Annotated in this window: 17 protein-coding genes, 2 tRNA genes and 2 rRNA genes; 7 read left to right on the top strand and 14 right to left on the bottom strand. The window is 44.9% G+C overall.

Translation table 11 applies throughout. The annotated features are described in order from the left end of the window. Window positions 1-179: 179 nt before the first annotated feature. The 7 genes from ACO1B7_RS09490 to ACO1B7_RS09460 form a co-directional block, all read right to left on the bottom strand. Window positions 180-3,073 (bottom strand): 23S ribosomal RNA (locus ACO1B7_RS09490). Between the two features lie 406 nt (window positions 3,074-3,479). Continuing rightward, window positions 3,480-3,555, bottom strand: a tRNA-Ala gene (locus ACO1B7_RS09485). Window positions 3,556-3,626: 71 nt separating this feature from the next. Further along, window positions 3,627-3,703, bottom strand: a tRNA-Ile gene (locus ACO1B7_RS09480). 60 nt (window positions 3,704-3,763) lie between these two features. After that, window positions 3,764-5,301 (bottom strand): 16S ribosomal RNA (locus ACO1B7_RS09475). The 16S and 23S rRNA genes sit together here with 2 tRNA genes alongside, the layout of an rRNA operon. Before the next feature lie 441 nt (window positions 5,302-5,742). Beyond that, window positions 5,743-6,819, bottom strand: a complete 1,077-nt coding sequence (locus ACO1B7_RS09470) for a DUF6670 family protein (protein ID WP_423090107.1) — start codon at window positions 6,817-6,819, stop codon at window positions 5,743-5,745. 18 nt (window positions 6,820-6,837) lie between these two features. Further along, a complete protein-coding gene (gene pssA / locus ACO1B7_RS09465; protein WP_005108642.1) occupies window positions 6,838-7,659 on the bottom strand; it encodes a CDP-diacylglycerol--serine O-phosphatidyltransferase in 822 nt (273 codons plus the stop codon). Window positions 7,660-7,697: 38 nt separating this feature from the next. After that, window positions 7,698-8,555: a 23S rRNA (adenine(2030)-N(6))-methyltransferase RlmJ gene (locus ACO1B7_RS09460; protein WP_153567133.1), complete on the bottom strand. Its 858-nt coding sequence runs from the start codon at window positions 8,553-8,555 to the stop codon at window positions 7,698-7,700. Between the two features lie 118 nt (window positions 8,556-8,673). Between ACO1B7_RS09460 and ACO1B7_RS09455 the strand changes: the two genes are divergently transcribed. Then, window positions 8,674-9,276 carry a 2OG-Fe(II) oxygenase gene (locus ACO1B7_RS09455; RefSeq protein WP_005249951.1) on the top strand — a complete coding sequence of 201 codons (603 nt, stop codon included), beginning with the start codon at window positions 8,674-8,676 and terminating at the stop codon, window positions 9,274-9,276. Window positions 9,277-9,346: 70 nt separating this feature from the next. Further along, complete coding sequence (locus tag ACO1B7_RS09450; protein WP_004281425.1) at window positions 9,347-9,874, top strand: hypothetical protein; 528 nt, start codon at window positions 9,347-9,349, stop codon at window positions 9,872-9,874. Window positions 9,875-9,964: 90 nt separating this feature from the next. Here ACO1B7_RS09450 and ACO1B7_RS09445 read toward each other — a convergent pair whose 3' ends face one another. The 6 genes from ACO1B7_RS09445 to ACO1B7_RS09420 all read right to left on the bottom strand — a co-directional run bounded on the left by ACO1B7_RS09445 (window position 9,965) and on the right by ACO1B7_RS09420 (window position 14,851). Then, complete coding sequence (locus tag ACO1B7_RS09445) at window positions 9,965-10,222, bottom strand: DUF2789 family protein (RefSeq protein ID WP_153567135.1); 258 nt, start codon at window positions 10,220-10,222, stop codon at window positions 9,965-9,967. Between the two features lie 115 nt (window positions 10,223-10,337). Continuing rightward, complete coding sequence (locus tag ACO1B7_RS09440; RefSeq protein WP_423090106.1) at window positions 10,338-10,592, bottom strand: DUF2789 family protein; 255 nt, start codon at window positions 10,590-10,592, stop codon at window positions 10,338-10,340. A gap of 51 nt (window positions 10,593-10,643) precedes the next feature. Continuing rightward, entirely contained in the window at window positions 10,644-10,922 is a 279-nt protein-coding gene (locus ACO1B7_RS09435) for a DUF2789 family protein (protein ID WP_086044463.1), read from the bottom strand. A gap of 169 nt (window positions 10,923-11,091) precedes the next feature. Continuing rightward, window positions 11,092-12,078, bottom strand: coding sequence for a malate dehydrogenase (locus ACO1B7_RS09430; protein ID WP_004645103.1), 987 nt, complete (start codon window positions 12,076-12,078; stop codon window positions 11,092-11,094). A gap of 167 nt (window positions 12,079-12,245) precedes the next feature. Then, on the bottom strand, window positions 12,246-12,884 hold the full coding sequence (locus ACO1B7_RS09425; RefSeq protein ID WP_314137664.1) for a ribonuclease T2 family protein: 639 nt from the start codon (window positions 12,882-12,884) through the stop codon (window positions 12,246-12,248). Window positions 12,885-12,916: 32 nt separating this feature from the next. Further along, window positions 12,917-14,851, bottom strand: a complete 1,935-nt coding sequence (locus ACO1B7_RS09420; protein ID WP_423090315.1) for a lytic transglycosylase domain-containing protein — start codon at window positions 14,849-14,851, stop codon at window positions 12,917-12,919. Window positions 14,852-15,185: 334 nt separating this feature from the next. On the opposite strand from ACO1B7_RS09420, the gene miaB reads away from it, so the two are divergent. Genes miaB through ybeY form a run of 3 tightly spaced genes read left to right on the top strand, consistent with a single transcriptional unit; the run spans window position 15,186 to window position 18,262 of the window. Next, complete coding sequence (miaB, locus tag ACO1B7_RS09415; RefSeq protein ID WP_004732212.1) at window positions 15,186-16,643, top strand: tRNA (N6-isopentenyl adenosine(37)-C2)-methylthiotransferase MiaB; 1,458 nt, start codon at window positions 15,186-15,188, stop codon at window positions 16,641-16,643. 37 nt (window positions 16,644-16,680) lie between these two features. After that, window positions 16,681-17,757, top strand: coding sequence for a PhoH family protein (locus ACO1B7_RS09410; protein ID WP_004281434.1), 1,077 nt, complete (start codon window positions 16,681-16,683; stop codon window positions 17,755-17,757). A gap of 22 nt (window positions 17,758-17,779) precedes the next feature. Next, entirely contained in the window at window positions 17,780-18,262 is a 483-nt protein-coding gene (gene ybeY / locus ACO1B7_RS09405; protein WP_314137665.1) for an rRNA maturation RNase YbeY, read from the top strand. Between the two features lie 184 nt (window positions 18,263-18,446). Here ybeY and ACO1B7_RS09400 read toward each other — a convergent pair whose 3' ends face one another. After that, window positions 18,447-19,304 carry an energy transducer TonB gene (locus ACO1B7_RS09400; RefSeq protein ID WP_423090105.1) on the bottom strand — a complete coding sequence of 286 codons (858 nt, stop codon included), beginning with the start codon at window positions 19,302-19,304 and terminating at the stop codon, window positions 18,447-18,449. Window positions 19,305-19,568: 264 nt separating this feature from the next. Between ACO1B7_RS09400 and ACO1B7_RS09395 the strand changes: the two genes are divergently transcribed. Together ACO1B7_RS09395 and ACO1B7_RS09390 are read left to right on the top strand one after the other, a co-directional pair. Then, a complete protein-coding gene (locus ACO1B7_RS09395; protein ID WP_423090104.1) occupies window positions 19,569-20,255 on the top strand; it encodes a hypothetical protein in 687 nt (228 codons plus the stop codon). 159 nt (window positions 20,256-20,414) lie between these two features. Beyond that, window positions 20,415-21,128 carry a DUF3108 domain-containing protein gene (locus tag ACO1B7_RS09390; RefSeq protein WP_423090103.1) on the top strand — a complete coding sequence of 238 codons (714 nt, stop codon included), beginning with the start codon at window positions 20,415-20,417 and terminating at the stop codon, window positions 21,126-21,128. Window positions 21,129-21,167: the final 39 nt, after the last annotated feature.

Below are 21,167 nucleotides of genomic sequence, written 5' to 3'. Positions count from 1 at the left end.
CCTTAGCTTTCTTCAAATCTTGCACTCTGTTCAAAGCAGTGCTTTGAACATCGTTCATTAACAGGTATATCTGAGTTGCAGTAGTTTGTTCGATTAGCTTAACTAAATCAAGGCTTCGTCTGATCGTTAGATCAATATGAAATCAATTGATGCTTTATATACAACTGTTTGGGTGTTGTATAGTCAAGCCTCACGAGCAATTAGTATTGGTCAGCTTCACATATCACTATGCTTCCACATCCAACCTATCAACGTCGTAGTCTTCAACGGCTCTTTAGGAGACATAAAGTCTCGGGGAAATCTTATCTTGAGGTAGGCTTCCCGCTTAGATGCTTTCAGCGGTTATCCCTTCCGAACATAGCTACCCGGCGATGCCACTGGCGTGACAACCGGTACACCAGAGGTTCGTCCACTCTGGTCCTCTCGTACTAGGAGCAGATCCTCTCAAATTTCCAACGCCCACGGTAGATAGGGACCGAACTGTCTCACGACGTTCTAAACCCAGCTCGCGTACCTCTTTAAATGGCGAACAGCCATACCCTTGGGACCTGCTTCAGCCCCAGGATGAGATGAGCCGACATCGAGGTGCCAAACACCGCCGTCGATATGAACTCTTGGGCGGTATCAGCCTGTTATCCCCAGAGTACCTTTTATCCGTTGAGCGATGGCCCTTCCATACAGAACCACCGGATCACTAAGACCTACTTTCGTACCTGCTCGACTTGTGGGTCTCGCAGTTAAGCGCGCTTTTGCCTTTATACTCTACGCGTGATTTCCGACCACGCTGAGCGCACCTTCGTACTCCTCCGTTACTCTTTAGGAGGAGACCGCCCCAGTCAAACTACCCACCAGACATGGTCCTCGTCCCGGATAACGGGACAGAGTTAGAACCTCAATATTACCAGGGTGGTATTTCAAGGACGGCTCCATCGCAACTAGCGTCGCGACTTCAAAGCCTCCCACCTATCCTACACAAGTAAGATCAAAGTTCAATGTCAAGCTGCAGTAAAGGTTCACGGGGTCTTTCCGTCTAGCCGCGGGTACACCGCATCTTCACGGCGAATTCGATTTCACTGAGTCTCTGCTGGAGACAGCGCCCCCATCATTATGCCATTCGTGCAGGTCGGAACTTACCCGACAAGGAATTTCGCTACCTTAGGACCGTTATAGTTACGGCCGCCGTTTACTGGGGCTTCGATCAAGAGCTTCGCTTACGCTAACCCCATCAATTAACCTTCCAGCACCGGGCAGGCATCACACCCTATACGTCCACTTTCGTGTTTGCAGAGTGCTATGTTTTTAATAAACAGTTGCAGGGGCCTGGTTTCTGAGGCTGTCGGCCGCTCAAGGAGCAAGTCCTATCACAGACAACAGCGTACCTTCTCCCGAAGTTACGGTACCATTTTGCCTAGTTCCTTCAGCAGAGTTCTCTCAAGCGCTTTGGTCTACTCGACCTGACCACCTGTGTCGGTTTCGGGTACGATTCCTGTGTAACTGAAGCTTAGAGACTTTTCCTGGAAGCATGGTATCAGCCACTTCACTGTACAAGTACAGCTTGCTATCAGTTCTCAGCATAGAGTACCCCGGATTTGCCTAAGATACATGCCTACAACCTTCCACCTGGACAACCAACGCCAGGCTGACTTAACCTTCTCCGTCCTCTCATCGCATTACACAGAAGTATTGGAATATTAACCAATTTCCCATCGACTACGCCTCTCGGCCTCGCCTTAGGGGTCGACTCACCCAGCCCCGATTAACGTTGGACTGGAACCCTTGGTCTTTCAGCGTGCGAGTTTTTCACTCGCATTGTCGTTACTCACGTCAGCATTCGCACTTCTGATACCTCCAGCAGACTTCTCAATCCACCTTCATCGGCTTACAGAACGCTCCCCTACCACGCATAATAAATTATGCATCCGCAGCTTCGGCATATAGTTTTAGCCCCGTTACATCTTCCGCGCAGGCCGACTCGACTAGTGAGCTATTACGCTTTCTTTAAAGGGTGGCTGCTTCTAAGCCAACCTCCTAGCTGTCTATGCCTTCCCACATCGTTTCCCACTTAACTATAATTTTGGGGCCTTAGCTGGCGGTCTGGATTGTTTTCCTCTTGACTACGGACGTTAGCACCCGCAGTCTGTCTCCCGGATAGTACTCATTGGTATTCGGAGTTTGCATCGGTTTGGTAAGTCGGGATGACCCCCTAGCCGAAACAGTGCTCTACCCCCAATGGTATTCGTCCGAGGCGCTACCTAAATAGCTTTCGGGGAGAACCAGCTATCACCAAGTTTGATTAGCCTTTCACCCCTATCCACAAGTCATCCCCTGGCTTTTCAACGACAGTGGGTTCGGTCCTCCAGTTAGTGTTACCCAACCTTCAACCTGCTCATGGATAGATCACCTGGTTTCGGGTCTATACCCAGCAACTAAACGCCCTATTAAGACTCGGTTTCCCTACGGCTCCCCTATTCGGTTAACCTCGCTACTGAATATAAGTCGCTGACCCATTATACAAAAGGTACGCAGTCACCGAACAAGTCGGCTCCCACTGCTTGTATGCATGCGGTTTCAGGATCTATTTCACTCCCCTCACAGGGGTTCTTTTCGCCTTTCCCTCACGGTACTGGTTCACTATCGGTCAGTCAGGAGTATTTAGCCTTGGAGGATGGTCCCCCCATATTCAGACAAGGTTTCACGTGCCTCGCCCTACTCGACATCATCATATAAGCCCTTTCGTGTACAGGACTATCACCGTCTACGGTCGCACTTCCCAGAGCGTTCCACTAGAACTTATATGACTTAATGGGCTCTTCCCCTTTCGCTCGCCGCTACTGAGGGAATCTCAATTGATTTCTTTTCCTAAGGGTACTGAGATGTTTCACTTCCCCTCGTTCGCCTTGCAACACTATGTATTCATGTTGCAATACCTACCTTATGGTAAGTGGGTTTCCCCATTCAGACATCTCCGGATCACAGGATATTTGCCGCCTCCCCGGAGCTTTTCGCAGGCTATCACGTCTTTCTTCGCCTCTGACTGCCAAGGCATCCACCACATGCACTTAATTACTTGACTATACAACCCCAAACAGTCGTTTATCCTTACAAGTAGGATAAGCAACAGAGCTTGTCTTGCGACTTACTCATACAGTTGGCGTTTCGTAGATTTAACTACTGTACAGCTTCAATTAGATTCATATACCAAAACGCTTGATTCAGTTAATTTCGCTAGAACTCATTTCCTTAATCTTCACATCACAGTAATAAATCACTGTTAGTGTTGATCTTAAAAACGAGTTTGAACAAATTATTTCAACTCAAATATATTCTGTTAATGATTAATCTAGCCTTCGTCAGGTCTAGACGCTGTGATAAATCACAGAGGTTAATAACAATGCCGCGCATTATACGCTGCTTTATCACTAAGCTCTATAAGCTATCTGACTGTTTGCTTAATGTTTGATACATTGCAAAGCAATGTATGGTGGAGACTAGGAGAGTCGAACTCCTGACCTCCTGCGTGCAAAGCAGGCGCTCTACCAACTAAGCTAAGTCCCCAGCTTATCAATAAGTCAATGTATCGTTCTGTTCTGTTTGCTTCAGCACTTTCATGCTTCGTTAGTCAGATTTGGTGGGTCTGACAAGACTTGAACTTGTGACCCCACGCTTATCAAGCGTGTGCTCTAACCAACTGAGCTACAGACCCTCAGATACATCGTATGAAGAACAACTTGTTGTGGATTCTTACCAATCGTCAATCTTTCGTTAAGGAGGTGATCCAGCCGCAGGTTCCCCTACGGCTACCTTGTTACGACTTCACCCCAGTCATCTGCCACACCGTGGTAAGCGTCCCCCCTAAGGTTAGACTACCTACTTCTGGTGCAACAAACTCCCATGGTGTGACGGGCGGTGTGTACAAGGCCCGGGAACGTATTCACCGCGGCATTCTGATCCGCGATTACTAGCGATTCCGACTTCATGGAGTCGAGTTGCAGACTCCAATCCGGACTACGATCGGCTTTTTGAGATTAGCATCCTCTCGCGAGGTAGCAACCCTTTGTACCGACCATTGTAGCACGTGTGTAGCCCTGGTCGTAAGGGCCATGATGACTTGACGTCGTCCCCGCCTTCCTCCAGTTTGTCACTGGCAGTATCCTTAAAGTTCCCGGCTTAACCCGCTGGCAAATAAGGAAAAGGGTTGCGCTCGTTGCGGGACTTAACCCAACATCTCACGACACGAGCTGACGACAGCCATGCAGCACCTGTATGTAAGTTCCCGAAGGCACCAATCCATCTCTGGAAAGTTCTTACTATGTCAAGACCAGGTAAGGTTCTTCGCGTTGCATCGAATTAAACCACATGCTCCACCGCTTGTGCGGGCCCCCGTCAATTCATTTGAGTTTTAGTCTTGCGACCGTACTCCCCAGGCGGTCTACTTATCGCGTTAGCTGCGCCACTAAAGCCTCAAAGGCCCCAACGGCTAGTAGACATCGTTTACGGCATGGACTACCAGGGTATCTAATCCTGTTTGCTCCCCATGCTTTCGCACCTCAGTGTCAGTATTAGGCCAGATGGCTGCCTTCGCCATCGGTATTCCTCCAGATCTCTACGCATTTCACCGCTACACCTGGAATTCTACCATCCTCTCCCATACTCTAGCCAACCAGTATCGAATGCAATTCCCAAGTTAAGCTCGGGGATTTCACATTTGACTTAATTGGCCACCTACGCGCGCTTTACGCCCAGTAAATCCGATTAACGCTTGCACCCTCTGTATTACCGCGGCTGCTGGCACAGAGTTAGCCGGTGCTTATTCTGCGAGTAACGTCCACTATCCAAGAGTATTAATCTCGGTAGCCTCCTCCTCGCTTAAAGTGCTTTACAACCAAAAGGCCTTCTTCACACACGCGGCATGGCTGGATCAGGGTTCCCCCCATTGTCCAATATTCCCCACTGCTGCCTCCCGTAGGAGTCTGGGCCGTGTCTCAGTCCCAGTGTGGCGGATCATCCTCTCAGACCCGCTACAGATCGTCGCCTTGGTAGGCCTTTACCCCACCAACTAGCTAATCCGACTTAGGCTCATCTATTAGCGCAAGGCCCGAAGGTCCCCTGCTTTCTCCCGTAGGACGTATGCGGTATTAGCATCCCTTTCGAGATGTTGTCCCCCACTAATAGGCAGATTCCTAAGCATTACTCACCCGTCCGCCGCTAGGTAATGTAGCAAGCTACATTTCCCCGCTCGACTTGCATGTGTTAAGCCTGCCGCCAGCGTTCAATCTGAGCCATGATCAAACTCTTCAGTTTAAAATCAGTAGTACCTTTAAAGGGTACCAATCTTGGCTCATCAATTTTCTGACAAATATTTCTCAAATAAACTTCGAGTAATTTCTACCATCAATCAATGAAAATAATTTCGATCAATCAACCAGTAAAAATCCACACAAGTTGTTCTTCATAATCTCTTAATGATCTTCTTGCTAATTCGTCACCAGCAAGCTAGGTCGGCTATATTACTCTCTATCTCTAGAAAGTCAACCAGTAATTCAGATTATTTTTAAACTTATCAAATAAAACCCAACTCAATCAAACTTAACTAAGTCACTGTTTTATCAGAAGTTTTAATCTTCATCACCGCCGATGGATGTGCATTCTACAGGATTCCCAACCCAATACAACCCCTATTTTTAAATAATTCAGCAAAATCATCACGATTGTTTATTTATTCTACAAAAATCGCGCTTTTCTTCATTTCTTGAGCAGTAAAGGGACTGAATTGGATAAATGACTTAATCTTTTTTCAGTTTTATTCTGTTCTTGAAAGCGTAAAGGCCGGCAATCTATGTATTCACAATAACCCCCTTCCCCATTTTCAGTTTCTTCATTTATTTTCACTTGATAACTAAAACTTCCTACATAGCCCGCTGCCAGGCCAAATTTAAAATCTCCACGACTTTGACCTTGTACCCAGATACAAGTACCGTCTGCATTTTCATAACACCATTCAAATTCGCGCGGCAAATACATACTTTGCCGATTGGGTGTCGTGACACACGGATAAACACGATGAACTTTAAAATAAACTTTTCGATCGAACATTTGGGTCCGCATGTTTTTTAAATCACGGAGATATATCCGCGACTGAACAATACGATTAAAACCATCCCGAATCTGCGCCAACAACAGTTGCCTGTTTTCACTGAGATTAATAATTTGATAAGTCAGGAAGGCCAAAGGTAGATAAGGAAAGTTAAAACTCCGCGCGTATTCAAAGCTTCCAAGACCATCGATCGTATATTGCTGCGCTTTATAGTTCACCGTTCCCTGACAATGACATAGCAAAGACCAGTGATCTGCCAAGGAAAACCGCATTTGGGTAAAATGAGAAATCAGTTGAGTGGTTTGAATATTTAAATCAAAACTGAGTTCCGAGTCAGAACGCTGCAAACGAAAATTTGGAAAACTTCCGCTCAATTGCTCACGATCCAGAAACTGAAACAGACCTGATCTAAAATGACAGTCCTGCTTGACCGAATAGTGATGCAATTGTCCCACCATATGTGGGCTCGAACTGCAAATCACGGTGGCGGTGTCTAAGGCTGTGGTTTCGATTGCACTCGGGTTTGCCAGCATGGGTGCATTGGGTTGCCCGATAATACTCAGAAAGTTTAAATAATAGAGGGGTGCCGGAAGCCCGGGGATCATCAAACCCTGATGAATAATTTTATATTTTGAGGTGGGGCCATGATAGACGGGATGGCGCGAAACAGTAGGAGTCTGATTCAGCTGTTTCGAACGATCTAAAAAATCTTGAAGAAACCGCATCTCAGACTCCTTATCTTTTTATAATGTACTCGATCTTTTTGCCATAAAGGTGGTTACAAAACCAGACAAGGCATAGAGAATAGAAATGACCAGAATGCCGACAGGAATATTATAGGTCATCGCTGCAAAGACGAATACGGCAATTGGTAGGACAAAAAATGGAACCCGTTTACGTTCTACAGTTTTAAATGAATAGTATTTGATATTGGAAATCATCAACAAGCCTACCGCAATGATGACCACTGCATTAATGACCTGAAGAGAAGGTTCACGAATATCAAAGATTTCTGGAAAATCCAGACCGACCCAGACCAGTGACACAATCATGATGGCAGCCAGAGGACTTGCGACACCAATAAAATAACGTTTGTCGACCACACCAATCTGTACATTGAAGCGTGCCAGACGGAACGCAGCACATGCGGTATAAACAAAACAAGCCGCCAGACCAATACGGCCCAAATCACTCAAGCCCCAGCTATACATCAAAATAGCGGGAGCTACGCCAAAAGCCAGCATGTCAGAAAGCGAGTCAAATTGTTCACCGAACGGACTTTGTGCACCAATAGCACGTGCCACACGTCCATCCAGTCCATCCAGTAATGCCGCAATAAAAATCGCATAAATAGCTTGCTGAAAATCACCATTCATACTGGCAATAATCGAGTAGAAACCTGACAACAACGCTGCCGTTGTAATCAGGTTCGGCCATAGATAGATGCCTCGACGCTTAACTTTTTGCCCTTCCTGGGTATGCTCCTCTTCTTCTACCTCAAAGGTGATGCCATCGAAAGGCACTTCAGTTGAAGAGTCACGTTCCGGTTTGCTTATATTTGTCATTCTTGTCGATCCTAGCTATGACCTGATCTTTGAAAAAATTATTCGCCCACTAACCAACGAACTGCAGCGTGACCACCGTTTTCACTCATGCGAAGATGCGGGAATAACCACTGTAGTGCTTCATCAGCATCTTCAGAGAATTTCCAAGGTGGGTTAATCACCAGCAAACCACAACCGTTCAGGCCTACTGGGGTATCATCCGGCCATACACAGACTTCACACACCAGTTGACGGCGGATACCGGTCTTAAACATTTTCTTCTCAAAACGTTCAATCATGGCACGGTCTTTAATTGGATACCAAACGGCAAATACACCTGTCGGCCATTTCTTATACGCAGCAACCAGTAGCTCGACCAACTGCGGGAAATCTTTACGTTCCAGTTCATATGGCGGATCGATCATCACCAGACCACGTTTTTCTTTTGGCGGAATGACTGCCAACAGACCTTCGTATGCATCACGCTCATGCAAACCGGCACGCTTGTCAAAAATATTATGACGAAGTTGCTGGAATACATCACGCTGCATTTCAAAAATGGTCGCTTTATCAATCTCGCGCATGCCTTCTAGGGCAAACCACGGTGAACCCGGATAAGCACCCTTACCAAAGTTTTCACGCATATTTTCAACAATTTTCAAATATTGTTGTACGCCTTCAGGTGCATTACGCTTGATCGAATCATCCAGCTTAATAAGACGATGAATACCGTTTAAAAACTCACCTGATTTTTGCGCTTCGGCAGTCGACAAATCATATTTACCTGCACCACCATGTGTATCTACATAGCGATAAGGTTTGTTTTTTGCATTCAGTCGAGTCAACAACTGAAGCAATAAAACGTGCTTCATGACATCGGCAAAGTTGCCTGCGTGGTAAGAGTGACGGTAATTCATGTTTCAATTATTCCTAAGATCAATTGCTATTTTAACATGAAAAACTATTTCGTTCAGAAACGATTATTGAACTAAAATAGCGGACCTTTTTTTTACCACACTATCGAGAATTGAAAAAATGGAAGCAGTTATCATCCCAGGGGATTGGAATGTTGATCAAATCTTAGATGATTTAGATCAACATGGCTTTAGTATTGTTGACGATGCTTACTCTAGCGAATATCAACATGCAGTGAGCCAAGAATGCTTAAGCCACTTAAACGAATTTCGTAATGCAGCCATTCAAAATGGTGTAGTTAACAACATCCGTAGTGATCATATTCTTTGGTTACAACCTGAATTTCAAATTTCCCACCGACACATCCAAACACTTCAACAATTTTCCCAAATTTTAAACCGCGCGTTTTATTTAGGCATCAAAGATGTCGAAGCACATTTCGCTTGCTATCACGCGGGTGAGTTCTATACCCTGCACCGCGACAATCCTCAAGATAAAAATGGCCGGATGATTTCCAGTGTGTATTATTTACATGGACAATGGCAGACGGACTGGGGCGGTGAACTACGCCTGCAGGACAAACATGGCCAGTGGCATATTATCCAGCCAAAACCGAACCGAATGGCGCTGTTCCAGAGCGATTTATTACATGAAGTTTTAATCTCTAAACAGCAACGCCTATCCATTACCGCCTGGCTAAGAAGTGATACCTCACTACTCTAAGACACGCTGCCGCTTTAAATTTTAATTTTTAACCTCATATAGCCATTATTGAGAAATGAGGATTGCGTTGATGCGATTAACGACCAAACAGATTATTCAACGTCTGGGTGAAACTGACCAATTGTATTTAAAAGGCAATACGCCGGAATTAACGCTTGAACGTGCTGATCTTCGTTTACAGCTGGTGACTTTAAGTGAACTGCGTCAGGAACAGCGACATTTCCTGCAAGAAGCCGTAGTGTTGCTGGAACAAGGCCGGGTAGAATTTGAAGAAATGCCGCTGCGCATGTATATCAACCTATCTTTGCATCTGGCCAAGGCCTATATGATGTTCTTTGAATTGACCAAAGAGCACCATTTCGCCCTGATTACCCAGCAAATTCTAAAACCAATGGCCAGTTATGAACATGGCGATATTTATTTCTTCCTGGCCTATGCCAGCGCCAGTAAAAATGAGCCTGCTCTGACCCGTCACTGGTTAGGTAAATACACTACGACTGCCGAATTTGAGCTGGAATTATTACAGCAGCATCATGCATTTAATGATTATCGTCAGCACGAATGGTTTAACAAAATATTAAAAAGCAAAATGCATTAAGTCAAAGAACAAAAACGCCTCAGATGAGGCGTTTTTTAATGCAATCTATATCATCTTATTTTAAATATCAGAAAAGCACAGGAAAAATGATTAAGCAGGTTGGCGTCTATAGGCGTCCATGTGCAATTGCTGATTCAGTTCATCGATCCAAATTGCCCAATCATCATCTTGTACCAAATGGCTAATCAACAATGAACGTTGAGCTTTATTCCAAAACGGCGCATCGTGCAAGGACAACCCTGCTGGTAGTTGATGGGTACGTATATACAATTCAATAGCCGCAGGACTATTGGCGAGACCGAGCTGAGAAAACAAGAGCTCTAAGGATGGTTGGTTCTTTGCGAGCATCGCGCCCTCCTTATATCAGATAAATTGCAATTATTTATAGATCTAACTTATAAGATAAGACAAAGAAAACCTAGTCATTTGACTAGGTTTGTTGTTTCATTTTGTACGAATGCATTTAAGTGCTCTGCTTGTCACTTTCCACATGTAAAAGCTGATTTAACTTGTCAATAATGACAATCCATTCATCATCTTGGTGCCAATGTTCACGCAGGAAGGCACTTTGTCCCTCACTCCAGAATTCGGCATCTGGTAATGCGACTTCGGATGGTAATTGATGGGTATCGGTAAACTGAGTAATTGAGGCTTCATCAGAAGGCAAACCCAATTGTTCAAATAATAATTCTAAAGATAACTGTTGTTCCGTAAGCATAAATAGACTCCATCGTAATGTTAAATTATGAGCGTGTTGAGATTCGAATTCTTAGGTTGATTTATGGCTCGGTATGTTACAGGAACCTGAACCCTCTGCCTCAATATGTAATTGTTCATTTAACACATCGACAAAAATGGCCCAGTCATCATCTTTCTTCCAGTGACTGATCAGAAAGTCATGCTGTGATTTACTCCAAAAAGGAGCTTTATGCAGGGGCACATCCATACCGATTTGATGCGTATTAATAAACTCATCAATGGCTTCCGGACTCGAATCCAGACCCAATTGTTCAAAGAAAAGTTCGAAGGTAGCGCGTTGCTCTAACATCTGAACCTCCATCTTTTTATCTATAATCTTGTTTCTACCTTAGATGGCTCATAGCGAAAACTCAGTTGTCTCTCCTTCACAGCTTGTTATTTTTTGTTGATTAAAGTGAGTGATATAAAAAAAGCACCCCAAATGGAGTACTTTTTCAACTTAATCTGAAAAGATCAAATTATTTAAGCATGTCAGCAATTGCTGCGCGCTCTTCTTCAAGTTCATTCAACGTGAAGTTGATACGCTCTTGACTGAATTCGTCGATTTCTAGACCTTGAACGATTTTGTATTCACCGTTTTCAGTCGTTACAGGGAAACCGAACATTACGCCTTCAGGAATACCGTAAGAACCGTCAGAAGGAATACCCATAGTTACCCATTCGCCGTTTGTACCAAGAGCCCAATCGCGCATATGGTCAATTGCAGCGTTAGCAGCAGAAGCAGCAGAAGACAAACCACGTGCTTCGATAATCGCAGCACCACGTTTACCAACAGTCGGAAGGAATGTATTTGCATTCCATTCTTGGTCGTTAATCATGTCTTTAACGCTTTCGCCGTTAATTGTTGCAAAACGGTAGTCGGCATACATGGTTGGAGAGTGGTTACCCCAAACTGTAAGATTTTTGATGTCTTTAACCGCTTTACCAGTTTTAGCAGCAATTTGAGATGCAGCACGGTTGTGGTCAAGACGTAACATTGCAGTGAAGTTTTTCGCTGGAAGATCTGGAGCAGATTTCATTGCGATGTAAGCATTCGTGTTTGCAGGGTTACCAACAACTAGAACTTTAACGTCACGGCTTGCAACTTCGTTCAATGCTTGACCTTGACCGATGAAGATTTCACCGTTCACTTTAAGCAGGTCAGCACGTTCCATACCTGGACCACGTGGACGTGAACCAACTAATAACGCATAGTCAGCATCTTTAAATGCAACTTTAGGATCATCAGTACCGATCATGTCTTCTAGTAATGGGAATGCACAATCTTGAAGCTCCATCATTACGCCTTTAAGCGCTTGTTGAGCTTTCTCAAAAGGAACTTCGAGCAATTGCAAAATCACTGGTTGATCTTTACCTAGCATTTCGCCGCTTGCGATACGGAATAATAGGCTGTAACCAATTTGACCTGCAGCGCCAGTAACGGCAACACGAACTGCTTGCTTCATCTAATTATCTCCAATTGAGGATATTCAATGCGATTAAATAGTTAGTATTTAATCTAATAATCGTAAACGCGAAAGATTGTACTCCAATCCTTTGCCAGATGCATATAAAAGAGGACGGATTTCACCTAAAGTCTGATAGGAAATATAAATTAAATCGGCAAAAAAGCTCAGTATATTCCTTTTATTGTGACAGTTTTTGGGCATGTATTAATAATGTTGGCAGGACAGGATTTGTAATTGCCATTGGGGCGATAACAGACCTTGATCGAGGTAAGCACGCTAGCTGACTGAGTCTGCTGGCAGTTGAATCGCAAGGCATTGCCCGGTAATTGCGGATTAATTTTCAGGAATTTGGCTCGCAATGTATCGACAGAAATCGTGATATTTTCCTGTTCCGTCAGTTCCGCAGGCACTTTGAGACGATCTGCATAATTGATAATCGTCCGGAAATACTGACTGGCATTCATCGGCACGCAGCCACCGATATTACGCCATAAAATTGTCCGGGTATTGTCATCCGGCATGATCCTGGCCACCACCTTGGACTGCAGTGGTGACAGTTTCGCGGAGCTATTGGTCGTACAATTTTGTGATGTGGTCTGAGGATATAAGCCGGAGATATTCAGCGAATAACCTTCCAGACATTTTCGTTTCTTGGCATATTCCGGATACAGACTACATAAGGCTGGGACCATTTGTACATCCATGACATAGTCTGTCGGCGCAGCAAACGCTTCCGGACTGCTGGCCAAAAATACAAGCACAACCGATCCAGCCCAGACTCGACGATTCTTCATTATTTTCATGAATAAATCACCATCCCCCAATAATTTTAATTTTATTGTGCATTACGTAATGGTATCAGTTGCATGCGTTTACCTACTGACTGTGCCCCCTGTCCTAACAAGATACCGTAATGCGTGGCATTGGTCATGACATGTTTCACATAATCTCGGGTTTCGAGTAAAGGAATACTTTCAGTATATTGATCTGCGGCAATCCCCTGAAATTCCGGCTGCCAGCGGCGGGCACGGTTTGGACCGGCATTATAGCCTGCCGTTGCCAGAACCGGACTATCGCTAAGCTGACGCTGAATCGTAGATAAATAGAATGTTCCATAGCGAATATTGGTATTCATATCGGTGAGTGCTGCCGGATTATAAGCCTCACCCATTTGACGCGCCACCAACTTGGCCGTATCCGGCATAATCTGCATTAGACCACCCGCCCCGACATGTGAACGTGCGACGGTATTGAAACGACTTTCTTGACGCATCAAACCATAGGCCCAGGCCGGATCAATCCCCGCATTGCGACTATGGCTGACCACGTAATTCTGATGTGGCATTGGATAACGATAGTTATAATTATGTTTGTTCGCGGTACGATCAGCGGCATAAATGGCACGATCATACCAGCCCATATCCATGGCACGTTTTGCCGCGGCCAGCAACAGGTCATCATCCTTCTTTAGATAAGCCTGACGCACTGCCCAGTTCCATTCCCGGTTAATATAGTTCTCCGGAGCGCTGATATTACGTAAGGTGAAAGCACGGCGGAAATGAATATCCTGATTCAAGCGCTGCATAGCCTGATTGGATGGCTGCGCTGGATTTGGTGTACTCGCAGTCACCTGCCCCAGCTTGTCGCGTGCCAGAAGATTGTGATAGTCATCTCCGGTCGCCAGCTTACGATAAATACTTTCTGCTGCCTGTTTGGAAGCACGATCAGTACGTTGTTCGCTGGCACGCGCCAGCCAATATTGCCAACGGTCTTCCTGCTTTTGGTTAACACTCATGCTATCAATGGCACGAATCAGGCTTTCCCAAGCACTAAAACGGATGGCCTGACGTGCATAAATTTCGGCTTCTTCCGGGCTAAATGGCAGGCCATAGCTGGCATCTAGCGCATTCAACACTTCCCGATTGAAGTTGTTTTTCATCACTGTGGTACCACCGATATAACCGACAGCACGATATAAGGCGCGTTGTACAGATGCAGGTGTGCCTTCTGCGGTACGTTTGACAATGGATAAGGCCGAGTCCAGATCAGTATCTGCCAGACGACCCAGTGCATAGATCAGATAGGCATGTTCGGCAGCACTGCTTTTAGGTGCAGACCACAAATAACTGGGGGGATTGGCCTGAATCGAGTTCAATTGTGCCAATGACAAATTCAGGCCAATGCCTTGCGCTGTCGCAATGGCCTGACCTGACTGTCCGGCACGAAGTTGTCCCCAGAGTCGCTGCTGACGGTCTTCTGCTGTCATGAGTGGACTGGAAAGCATCATCCGGCCAAGACCGGTACAAGAATCCGGTTGGTTATTCGTCGTCAGCCAGACCTCTTTAAATTCAGCATAGACCAGTTCATCGCCAGCTTTGGCACGGACTTGTGCCACTGCACAGGCTTCGGCAGGATCAGCATTGGTCACATAAGGCAATACCGGTTGGGCAGTGCCAAAGTCTGCCATTTTTACTTTTTCTTCGACATAGTCCGCTGCCAGCTTTTCAGCCATCGCAGATTGAGGGTAACGCTGGGCAAAGCTGATAATCTGGCTAACAGGCTGCATGGCAAGATTCTGGTTTAAAATCCAGTATTCCGGATAATAGCCCAAGGCATCATTCTGCATAGACAGACGATATTGCTGTAACAGTTCAGTATTACCTGCATTGGCTGCACGCAAGGCATCATTAAATTGTTCTTCTGCTGCCTGTGTACTCGCTGAACAGATACATGCCACACTTAAAGTAATTAATTTATAGTATTTATACATAGTTTTAGTGTGTTTCAACATCCCTTTGCCTTCTATCATCGATTTTGTGCTTTGCCCATGTTGCATATCATAAGAGCTAGTTTGAAGATTATAACCCACTCTATTGTTCAGTTATGTAACCTTATGATTAAGCAATATTAATCTACAGACAATTTTTGCCCATAAATCAATATTTTTCCACAGTTAATTTGGGCTATAAGTTTAAGCGACTTTCCTGCTAAAATATGCGCCTTTCCAAGATTTCAGTCCGTGAATTGAATTTTTATTCACCTGTTTGATGCATCAATCAGGCTGTTCGTTCACTCTTTCAACGTATTACCTTGTAGGAGCCTACATGACGGTTCAAACCTTCATTCCGAATGGTGCCCCAGCTGCCTCAGAAAACACTGTTACCCAGCCAGCGCACACCCCAGTTAGCGATGCTTCAGTCAAAAAACTGTACATCGAAACACAAGGGTGTCAGATGAATGAGTACGACAGTCACCGTATGGCAGACCTGTTAGGCGATTCTCATGGCTATGTGCTGACCACCGATCCTAAAGATGCCGATATTCTACTGATGAATACCTGCTCGATCCGTGAAAAAGCCCAGGAGAAAGTATTCTCTGAGCTGGGTCGCTGGCGCAAGCTTAAAGATAAAAATCCTGATCTGATTATTGGTGTTGGGGGTTGTGTGGCTTCTCAGGAAGGCGACAACATCCAGAAACGTGCCAATTATGTCGATATGATTTTCGGTCCACAAACGCTGCACCGTTTACCACAAATGCTGGACCAGCATTTTGAGCAGATCGAAAAGCCAAAAAAAGAAAAAATCAAACTGGTGGATATTTCCTTCCCGGACATCGAGAAATTCGACTTTCTGCCAGAACCGCGTGTTGAAGGCTATAAAGCCTTTGTCTCGATCATGGAAGGCTGTTCCAAATACTGTTCTTTCTGCGTGGTGCCGTATACGCGTGGTGAAGAAGTTTCTCGTCCACTGGATGATGTGCTCGCTGAAATCGCGGGTCTGGCAGAAAAAGGCGTGCGTGAAATTTCGCTTTTAGGTCAGAACGTAAATGGCTACCGTGGTGAAACTTTTGAAGGCAATATCTGTACTTTTGCCGATCTGTTACGTTTGGTTGCAGATATTCCGGGCATTGGCCGTATTCGTTATACCACCTCGCATCCACTGGAATTTAATGACGACCTGATCCAATGCTATCATGATCTGCCACAAATGGTTTCGCATCTGCATCTGCCGGTACAAAGCGGCTCCAATGATGTGTTACAAGCGATGAAGCGTAACCACACCATCGATGTCTATATCGAAAAAATTAAAAAGTTACGTGCAGTTCGCCCTGACATGCATTTATCTTCAGACTTTATCATTGGCTTCCCGGGTGAAACAGATGAGAACTTTGAAGAGACCTATCAATTCATCAAAGATCTGGATTTTGATCATTCTTATAGTTTTATCTATTCAAAACGCCCGGGTACGCCTGCGGCAGAACTAGAAGATACGATCTCTGAAGATGTGAAAAAAGAACGTCTGGCCAAAGTTCAGCAATGGATTAAGCGTTCAAGCATTGACAAGACGGATGCCATGCTCGGAACCATCCAGCGTGTACTGATCGAAAAAGTTTCTGATAAAGATCCGAACATTCTGGTCGGTACAGCGGACAATACCCGTTATGTCAACTTTATTGGTGACCCTGCCTGGGTAGGTCGCTTTGCCGAGATTGAAATTACCGAAATTAAAACTTTGAATTTAGTTTACGGTGAGCTCTTGAATCTTGAGCCTGACGTGGCGTAATGTAGAGCATATAACGCACACTTCATAAGGAACACTCTTGACTGCAGCGATTCGACGTACAGTAGCTTTTCCTGGAATTTCGATGGACCGTATACAAGCCATGTTAGGTGCCTATAACGGCCATTTGAAGCAAATTGAACAACGTTTAGACGTCAAAATCTCCCATCGTGGAGAAAGTTTTATTATTGATGGTGGAATCGATGCCGTTGAGAGAGCCGAAATGCTCTTGCAACGTCTTCATGAAGAATCTGAACATAGTCAGCAGATTAGTGCAGATACTTTACATCTGATGATTCAGGGCAGCCAGACTGACCGTGAACTTCAGCAAGATCTGGATGATCAGGAACACACGGGGCTGGACAACGTCTGGCTACAAACCCGTAAAGGCCGGATCAACCCGCGTGGTGCTAACCAGAAACGTTATGTACAGCGCATTCTGCAAAGTGATATTTCTTTTGGTATTGGCCCTGCGGGTACAGGTAAAACCTACCTCGCCGTTGCAGCTGCGGTCGATATGCTGGAGCGTAATGAAATTCAGCGGATCTTGCTGGTTCGTCCTGCGGTTGAAGCCGGTGAAAAACTTGGTTTCTTGCCGGGGGACTTAACCCAGAAAATCGATCCTTATTTACGTCCCTTGTATGATGCGCTGTATGAAATGCTTGGATTTGAAAAAGTCGCCAAGCTGATCGAACGTCAGGTGATTGAAGTGGCCCCCCTTGCCTATATGCGTGGCCGTACCCTGAATCATTCTTTCGTGATTCTAGATGAAGCGCAGAACACCACCCCAGAACAGATGAAGATGTTCCTGACCCGTTTAGGTTTTGGCTCACGAGCGGTGATTACCGGTGACGTGACTCAGGTAGATTTACCACGTGGTCAGCAATCCGGTCTGTCACATGCCTTACGTGTGATTGACAAAATTCCTGAAATTCATATCACCCGTTTCCATTCGCGTGATGTGGTACGTCATCAGCTGGTACAGAAAATTGTTGAAGCCTACGAAGGCTGGGACAGTGAACAGCAGCGTTTAAGTGCTGAAGCACGTGCCGAACGAAAAGCACGTCAGGAAGCCTTGATCGCTGAAAATGATGCTGCGGCAGATGCACAGCATTAAGCTTTAAACTTAAGGATTTGTGTTGAAACTTAGTCTTTCCTTACAACAGGACTTTCAGTCGCCTGAACTGGTACTGAAACGTGCCTATATTAAAAAGGTTGTAGAAACCACTTTACGTCATATCGGCACTCAGAGTAATTGCGAAATCGGAATTGCCTGTGTCGACAATGACGAAAGTCATAAGCTTAATCTGGAATATCGAGGCAAGGACAAACCGACCAATGTCCTGTCTTTTCCGAGTGAACTTCCAGATGAAATGGCGCAGTTTCTGGATGCATTTCCCATTGGCGATCTGGTGATCTGTATTCCTGTAGTACTGGCGGAAGCGAGTGAACAGGGCAAAGCGCCTTTGACTCACTTTACCCATATGCTGGTACATGGCACTTTGCACCTGATGGGCTATGACCATGAAACCTCGGATGAAGATGCAGAAGAAATGGAAGGCATTGAGATCGAGATTCTGGCCAAGCTGGGTTTTGAAAATCCTTATCTGGAACAGAACTAAAATTTGAATATTAAAAAAAGCGGGCCAAGGCTCGCTTTTTTTTAATGAAAGTTACCCTCCCTCTAACTCCCTCCCAGAGGGAGGGAGAACATTCATTAGAATCCTATGATTGTTAAACATTATAGATATAGTTCCCTCTCCTTATTAGGAGTGGGTTAGGGAGAGGTCTTGGTAAATATCAACTTTAACGCACTTCAAACTCCGCTTCTGCCGGGTCAAAACGCCAGGTACGAATCACTCGCAGTTCGGAAATTTCTTTCATTTTACTGTCGAAAGCACCAAATGGGGCTGCCTTACGCACGGAAGCTTTGGCTGCTTCGTCCAGCATGGCATGTCCCGAACTGTCAATCAGCCGAATGGCACGAATTCCGCCATTCTGGTTCAGGATTACCATCAGCCGCACTTCCCCTGCCAGATTCTGTTGTTTGGCGGCTTCCGGATAATAACGGTTCCCATAGAATTCCACTTTCTCGCGGAACTTTTCCAGATAGGCGGCCGAAACATCCTGCTTGGCCTGAATCCCATCTACAGTTTTAATTTTTTGCTGACGACTGAAATTTTGTTGACGCTGTAAATATTGCGCTTCCAGACTGGCGACCATGGCCGCTTTGGCCTGAAACTGGCTTTGTAATTGCTCCTGCATTTTTTTACGCTGATTTTCCTCCGCCTGCTTTTGCCAGCTCAAAGTGGTCATCAGGACCTTTTCTTCAAAACTGAGCTGTTGTTGCTGTTGCAGCATATCCAGACTTTTTTCCAGCTCTTCACCTGCCTGCTGTTCCATTAATGGCGAGGGCATATCACTCGACATGCGATGCGCCTCTCTAAACTGACCGGAACCCTGCTGGTCTGTCTGGGCCAGAAAATCGGCATGTTCAATTTTTTCATCAGTCTGGCGCAAGCTGACCGCAATTTCTTTGGTGCTGGTATCCAGATCTTGTGGCATACCAAATTCCAGTGTCAGCACGATCAAATGCAGCATGGCTGCGGCAAGCACCGCACTGCTAAACACTCGATCTTTCCACCAAGTTCTGACCAGAGGCATGAGTATCATCGTTTTTTCACATTTACCCAAACTCAGTGCTGAGTTCAGTTCCCCAAAAAAAGTATTTTAAAGACCAAAAATAAACGGATTCGTCATTTATCTTTTTAAAATGCCAAATCCATCAAATCTTCAACGTTACATAACTAAAACTATAAAAATGGTGCTATTTATTTTGCTAAACTTCAAGCATGAACGCTTGTATTTTTCATACAATTCGACAAGATACATCCCGAGTCAAAAATAAAGTTGCCAGGACGCTTCAGTATGCAAACGCTAATTTCCAATATTTCCAACCGAATCCGCCAAGTGTATCAGAGGGCGGAAGGGTTTATTGAAGATGAGCGTGAATTTCCCTTATCCCAAGTTTTCCTGAATGCAACCTTTCAGCGCTTTGTCACAGACAATGTCGATGCATTGAAAGACTTACACGCAGATTTACATGAAGACTGGCTGCGTCTCTATGCAACACTGGATTATAAAGGCCTGATTGTCACTTTATCGGTTGATTTGAAACTGGTACAGATGGAACTGAATAAAACCACCCAGTTGATCGTGTTCGAGCAAATTAGTGATACCCAGCTGATTGAAGCCAAATATCCAAATATGCTGTATAAACTTGGCGTGCGTTTTGGCTTGTTCTTCTATCAACGTGTCTTGAATAAAGATCCTTTGGGAATGATTCTGGAAAAACTGGGCGTGATTAAAGTCATCGATGACTTGCTCTATCTGGATTTAAATCGCTGGTTAGGTAAGAACCGTTCCATTATTGACACACTTGGAAAAGTACATGTCAATCACGCAGTACTTCGTGAAGCCGAACTGGTGGTGATTGGCAATGTGAATCTTGCCGCCTTGTTTAGAAAACTCTCGCAAGACCGAGAGGAAAACTGGGATGAAGATGAGATGGATGATAACCGGGTCACCCCTATCAAACAGAAAGATCCTTCTTAAATCATGTCAAACGTAGTTTTTGAACAAAAGTTCCATAAAACTACATGAAATATACATTTTTGGCAGAAATATCCCTTCAATTTCCATATTTTGCCCAAATAATAAAGGATGCAATAAGTGATATGTTTTGCCCGTTGAACCAATATAGGAAAATAACTGATGGCGAAGACTGTATTCAAAACTTTAGTGATGACCGCGGGTCTGAGCAGCGCGATACTGTTCACGGGTATTTCTAGCCAGGCTTTTGCCATGACTCCTTTTCAGGCCAGTTATCAATTTAGCTATAATGGCAAGAACATGGGTTCTGCAACGCGGACTTTAAGCAAATCTGGCAATAACTGGACTTATGTCTTTGCTGCAAAAGCCGGGGGGATTGCTTCTGCAACCGAAACCAGCCGCTTTACTTTTAATAATGGCAAGATCGGCTCAAGCAGTTTCAGTCGCAGCAGTAAAGTACTGGTGCATAACAATACCATGAGTATTAATTTCAATCCTTCCAGCAAAAGCATCAGTACCAAGAAAGACGATGAGAAACGTTCTTTTGCCTGGAGAGCAGATGTTCTGGATGAGTTGAATGCGGAATTGCAGATCCGTGAAGATTTAAAAAATTCAGGTCTGAAAGCAAATTACTATATCGCTGATGCCAAAGAAGTTGAAGGCCGTAAGTTTGTCAAACAGGGTTCAGAGACTATAAGCACCAAATACGGATCCTTTAATACCATTAAAGTGGTGATGAAACACAGCAAACCAGGTCGTGAAACCATTTTCTGGCTGGCACCAAAACTTGACTATCTTCCAGTCAAAGTTTCGCATGTCGACAAGAAAACCTCCTATGGTTTACTGTTAACTGACTATAAAGGTGCAAGCAACTAAGTTTTTGGCGAATTTCACTTGATTTTTTCCGGGTGCTTT

It is taken from the genome of Acinetobacter lwoffii (assembly GCF_049367455.1).
GTDB lineage: Bacteria > Pseudomonadota > Gammaproteobacteria > Pseudomonadales > Moraxellaceae > Acinetobacter > Acinetobacter lwoffii_W.
This window is presented reverse-complemented; position numbering and strand designations above follow the sequence as displayed.

Excerpts from the sequence above, each read along its gene's own strand:
- ACO1B7_RS09450 (WP_004281425.1), top strand. The coding sequence starts at position 9,347 with ATGCGATTAACGACCAAACAGATTATTCAACGTCTGGGTGAAACTGAC.
- ACO1B7_RS09440 (WP_423090106.1), bottom strand. The coding sequence starts at position 10,592 with ATGCTTACGGAACAACAGTTATCTTTAGAATTATTATTTGAACAATTG.
- ACO1B7_RS09425 (WP_314137664.1), bottom strand. The coding sequence starts at position 12,884 with ATGAAAATAATGAAGAATCGTCGAGTCTGGGCTGGATCGGTTGTGCTT.
- pssA (WP_005108642.1), bottom strand. The coding sequence starts at position 7,659 with ATGACAAATATAAGCAAACCGGAACGTGACTCTTCAACTGAAGTGCCT.
- ACO1B7_RS09395 (WP_423090104.1), top strand. The coding sequence starts at position 19,569 with ATGCAAACGCTAATTTCCAATATTTCCAACCGAATCCGCCAAGTGTAT.
- ACO1B7_RS09430 (WP_004645103.1), bottom strand. The coding sequence starts at position 12,078 with ATGAAGCAAGCAGTTCGTGTTGCCGTTACTGGCGCTGCAGGTCAAATT.
- ACO1B7_RS09470 (WP_423090107.1), bottom strand. The coding sequence starts at position 6,819 with ATGCGGTTTCTTCAAGATTTTTTAGATCGTTCGAAACAGCTGAATCAG.
- ACO1B7_RS09455 (WP_005249951.1), top strand. The coding sequence starts at position 8,674 with ATGGAAGCAGTTATCATCCCAGGGGATTGGAATGTTGATCAAATCTTA.
- ACO1B7_RS09435 (WP_086044463.1), bottom strand. The coding sequence starts at position 10,922 with ATGTTAGAGCAACGCGCTACCTTCGAACTTTTCTTTGAACAATTGGGT.
- ACO1B7_RS09445 (WP_153567135.1), bottom strand. The coding sequence starts at position 10,222 with ATGCTCGCAAAGAACCAACCATCCTTAGAGCTCTTGTTTTCTCAGCTC.
- ACO1B7_RS09460 (WP_153567133.1), bottom strand. The coding sequence starts at position 8,555 with ATGAATTACCGTCACTCTTACCACGCAGGCAACTTTGCCGATGTCATG.
- ACO1B7_RS09420 (WP_423090315.1), bottom strand. The coding sequence starts at position 14,851 with ATGTATAAATACTATAAATTAATTACTTTAAGTGTGGCATGTATCTGT.
- miaB (WP_004732212.1), top strand. The coding sequence starts at position 15,186 with ATGACGGTTCAAACCTTCATTCCGAATGGTGCCCCAGCTGCCTCAGAA.
- ACO1B7_RS09400 (WP_423090105.1), bottom strand. The coding sequence starts at position 19,304 with ATGCCTCTGGTCAGAACTTGGTGGAAAGATCGAGTGTTTAGCAGTGCG.
- ACO1B7_RS09390 (WP_423090103.1), top strand. The coding sequence starts at position 20,415 with ATGGCGAAGACTGTATTCAAAACTTTAGTGATGACCGCGGGTCTGAGC.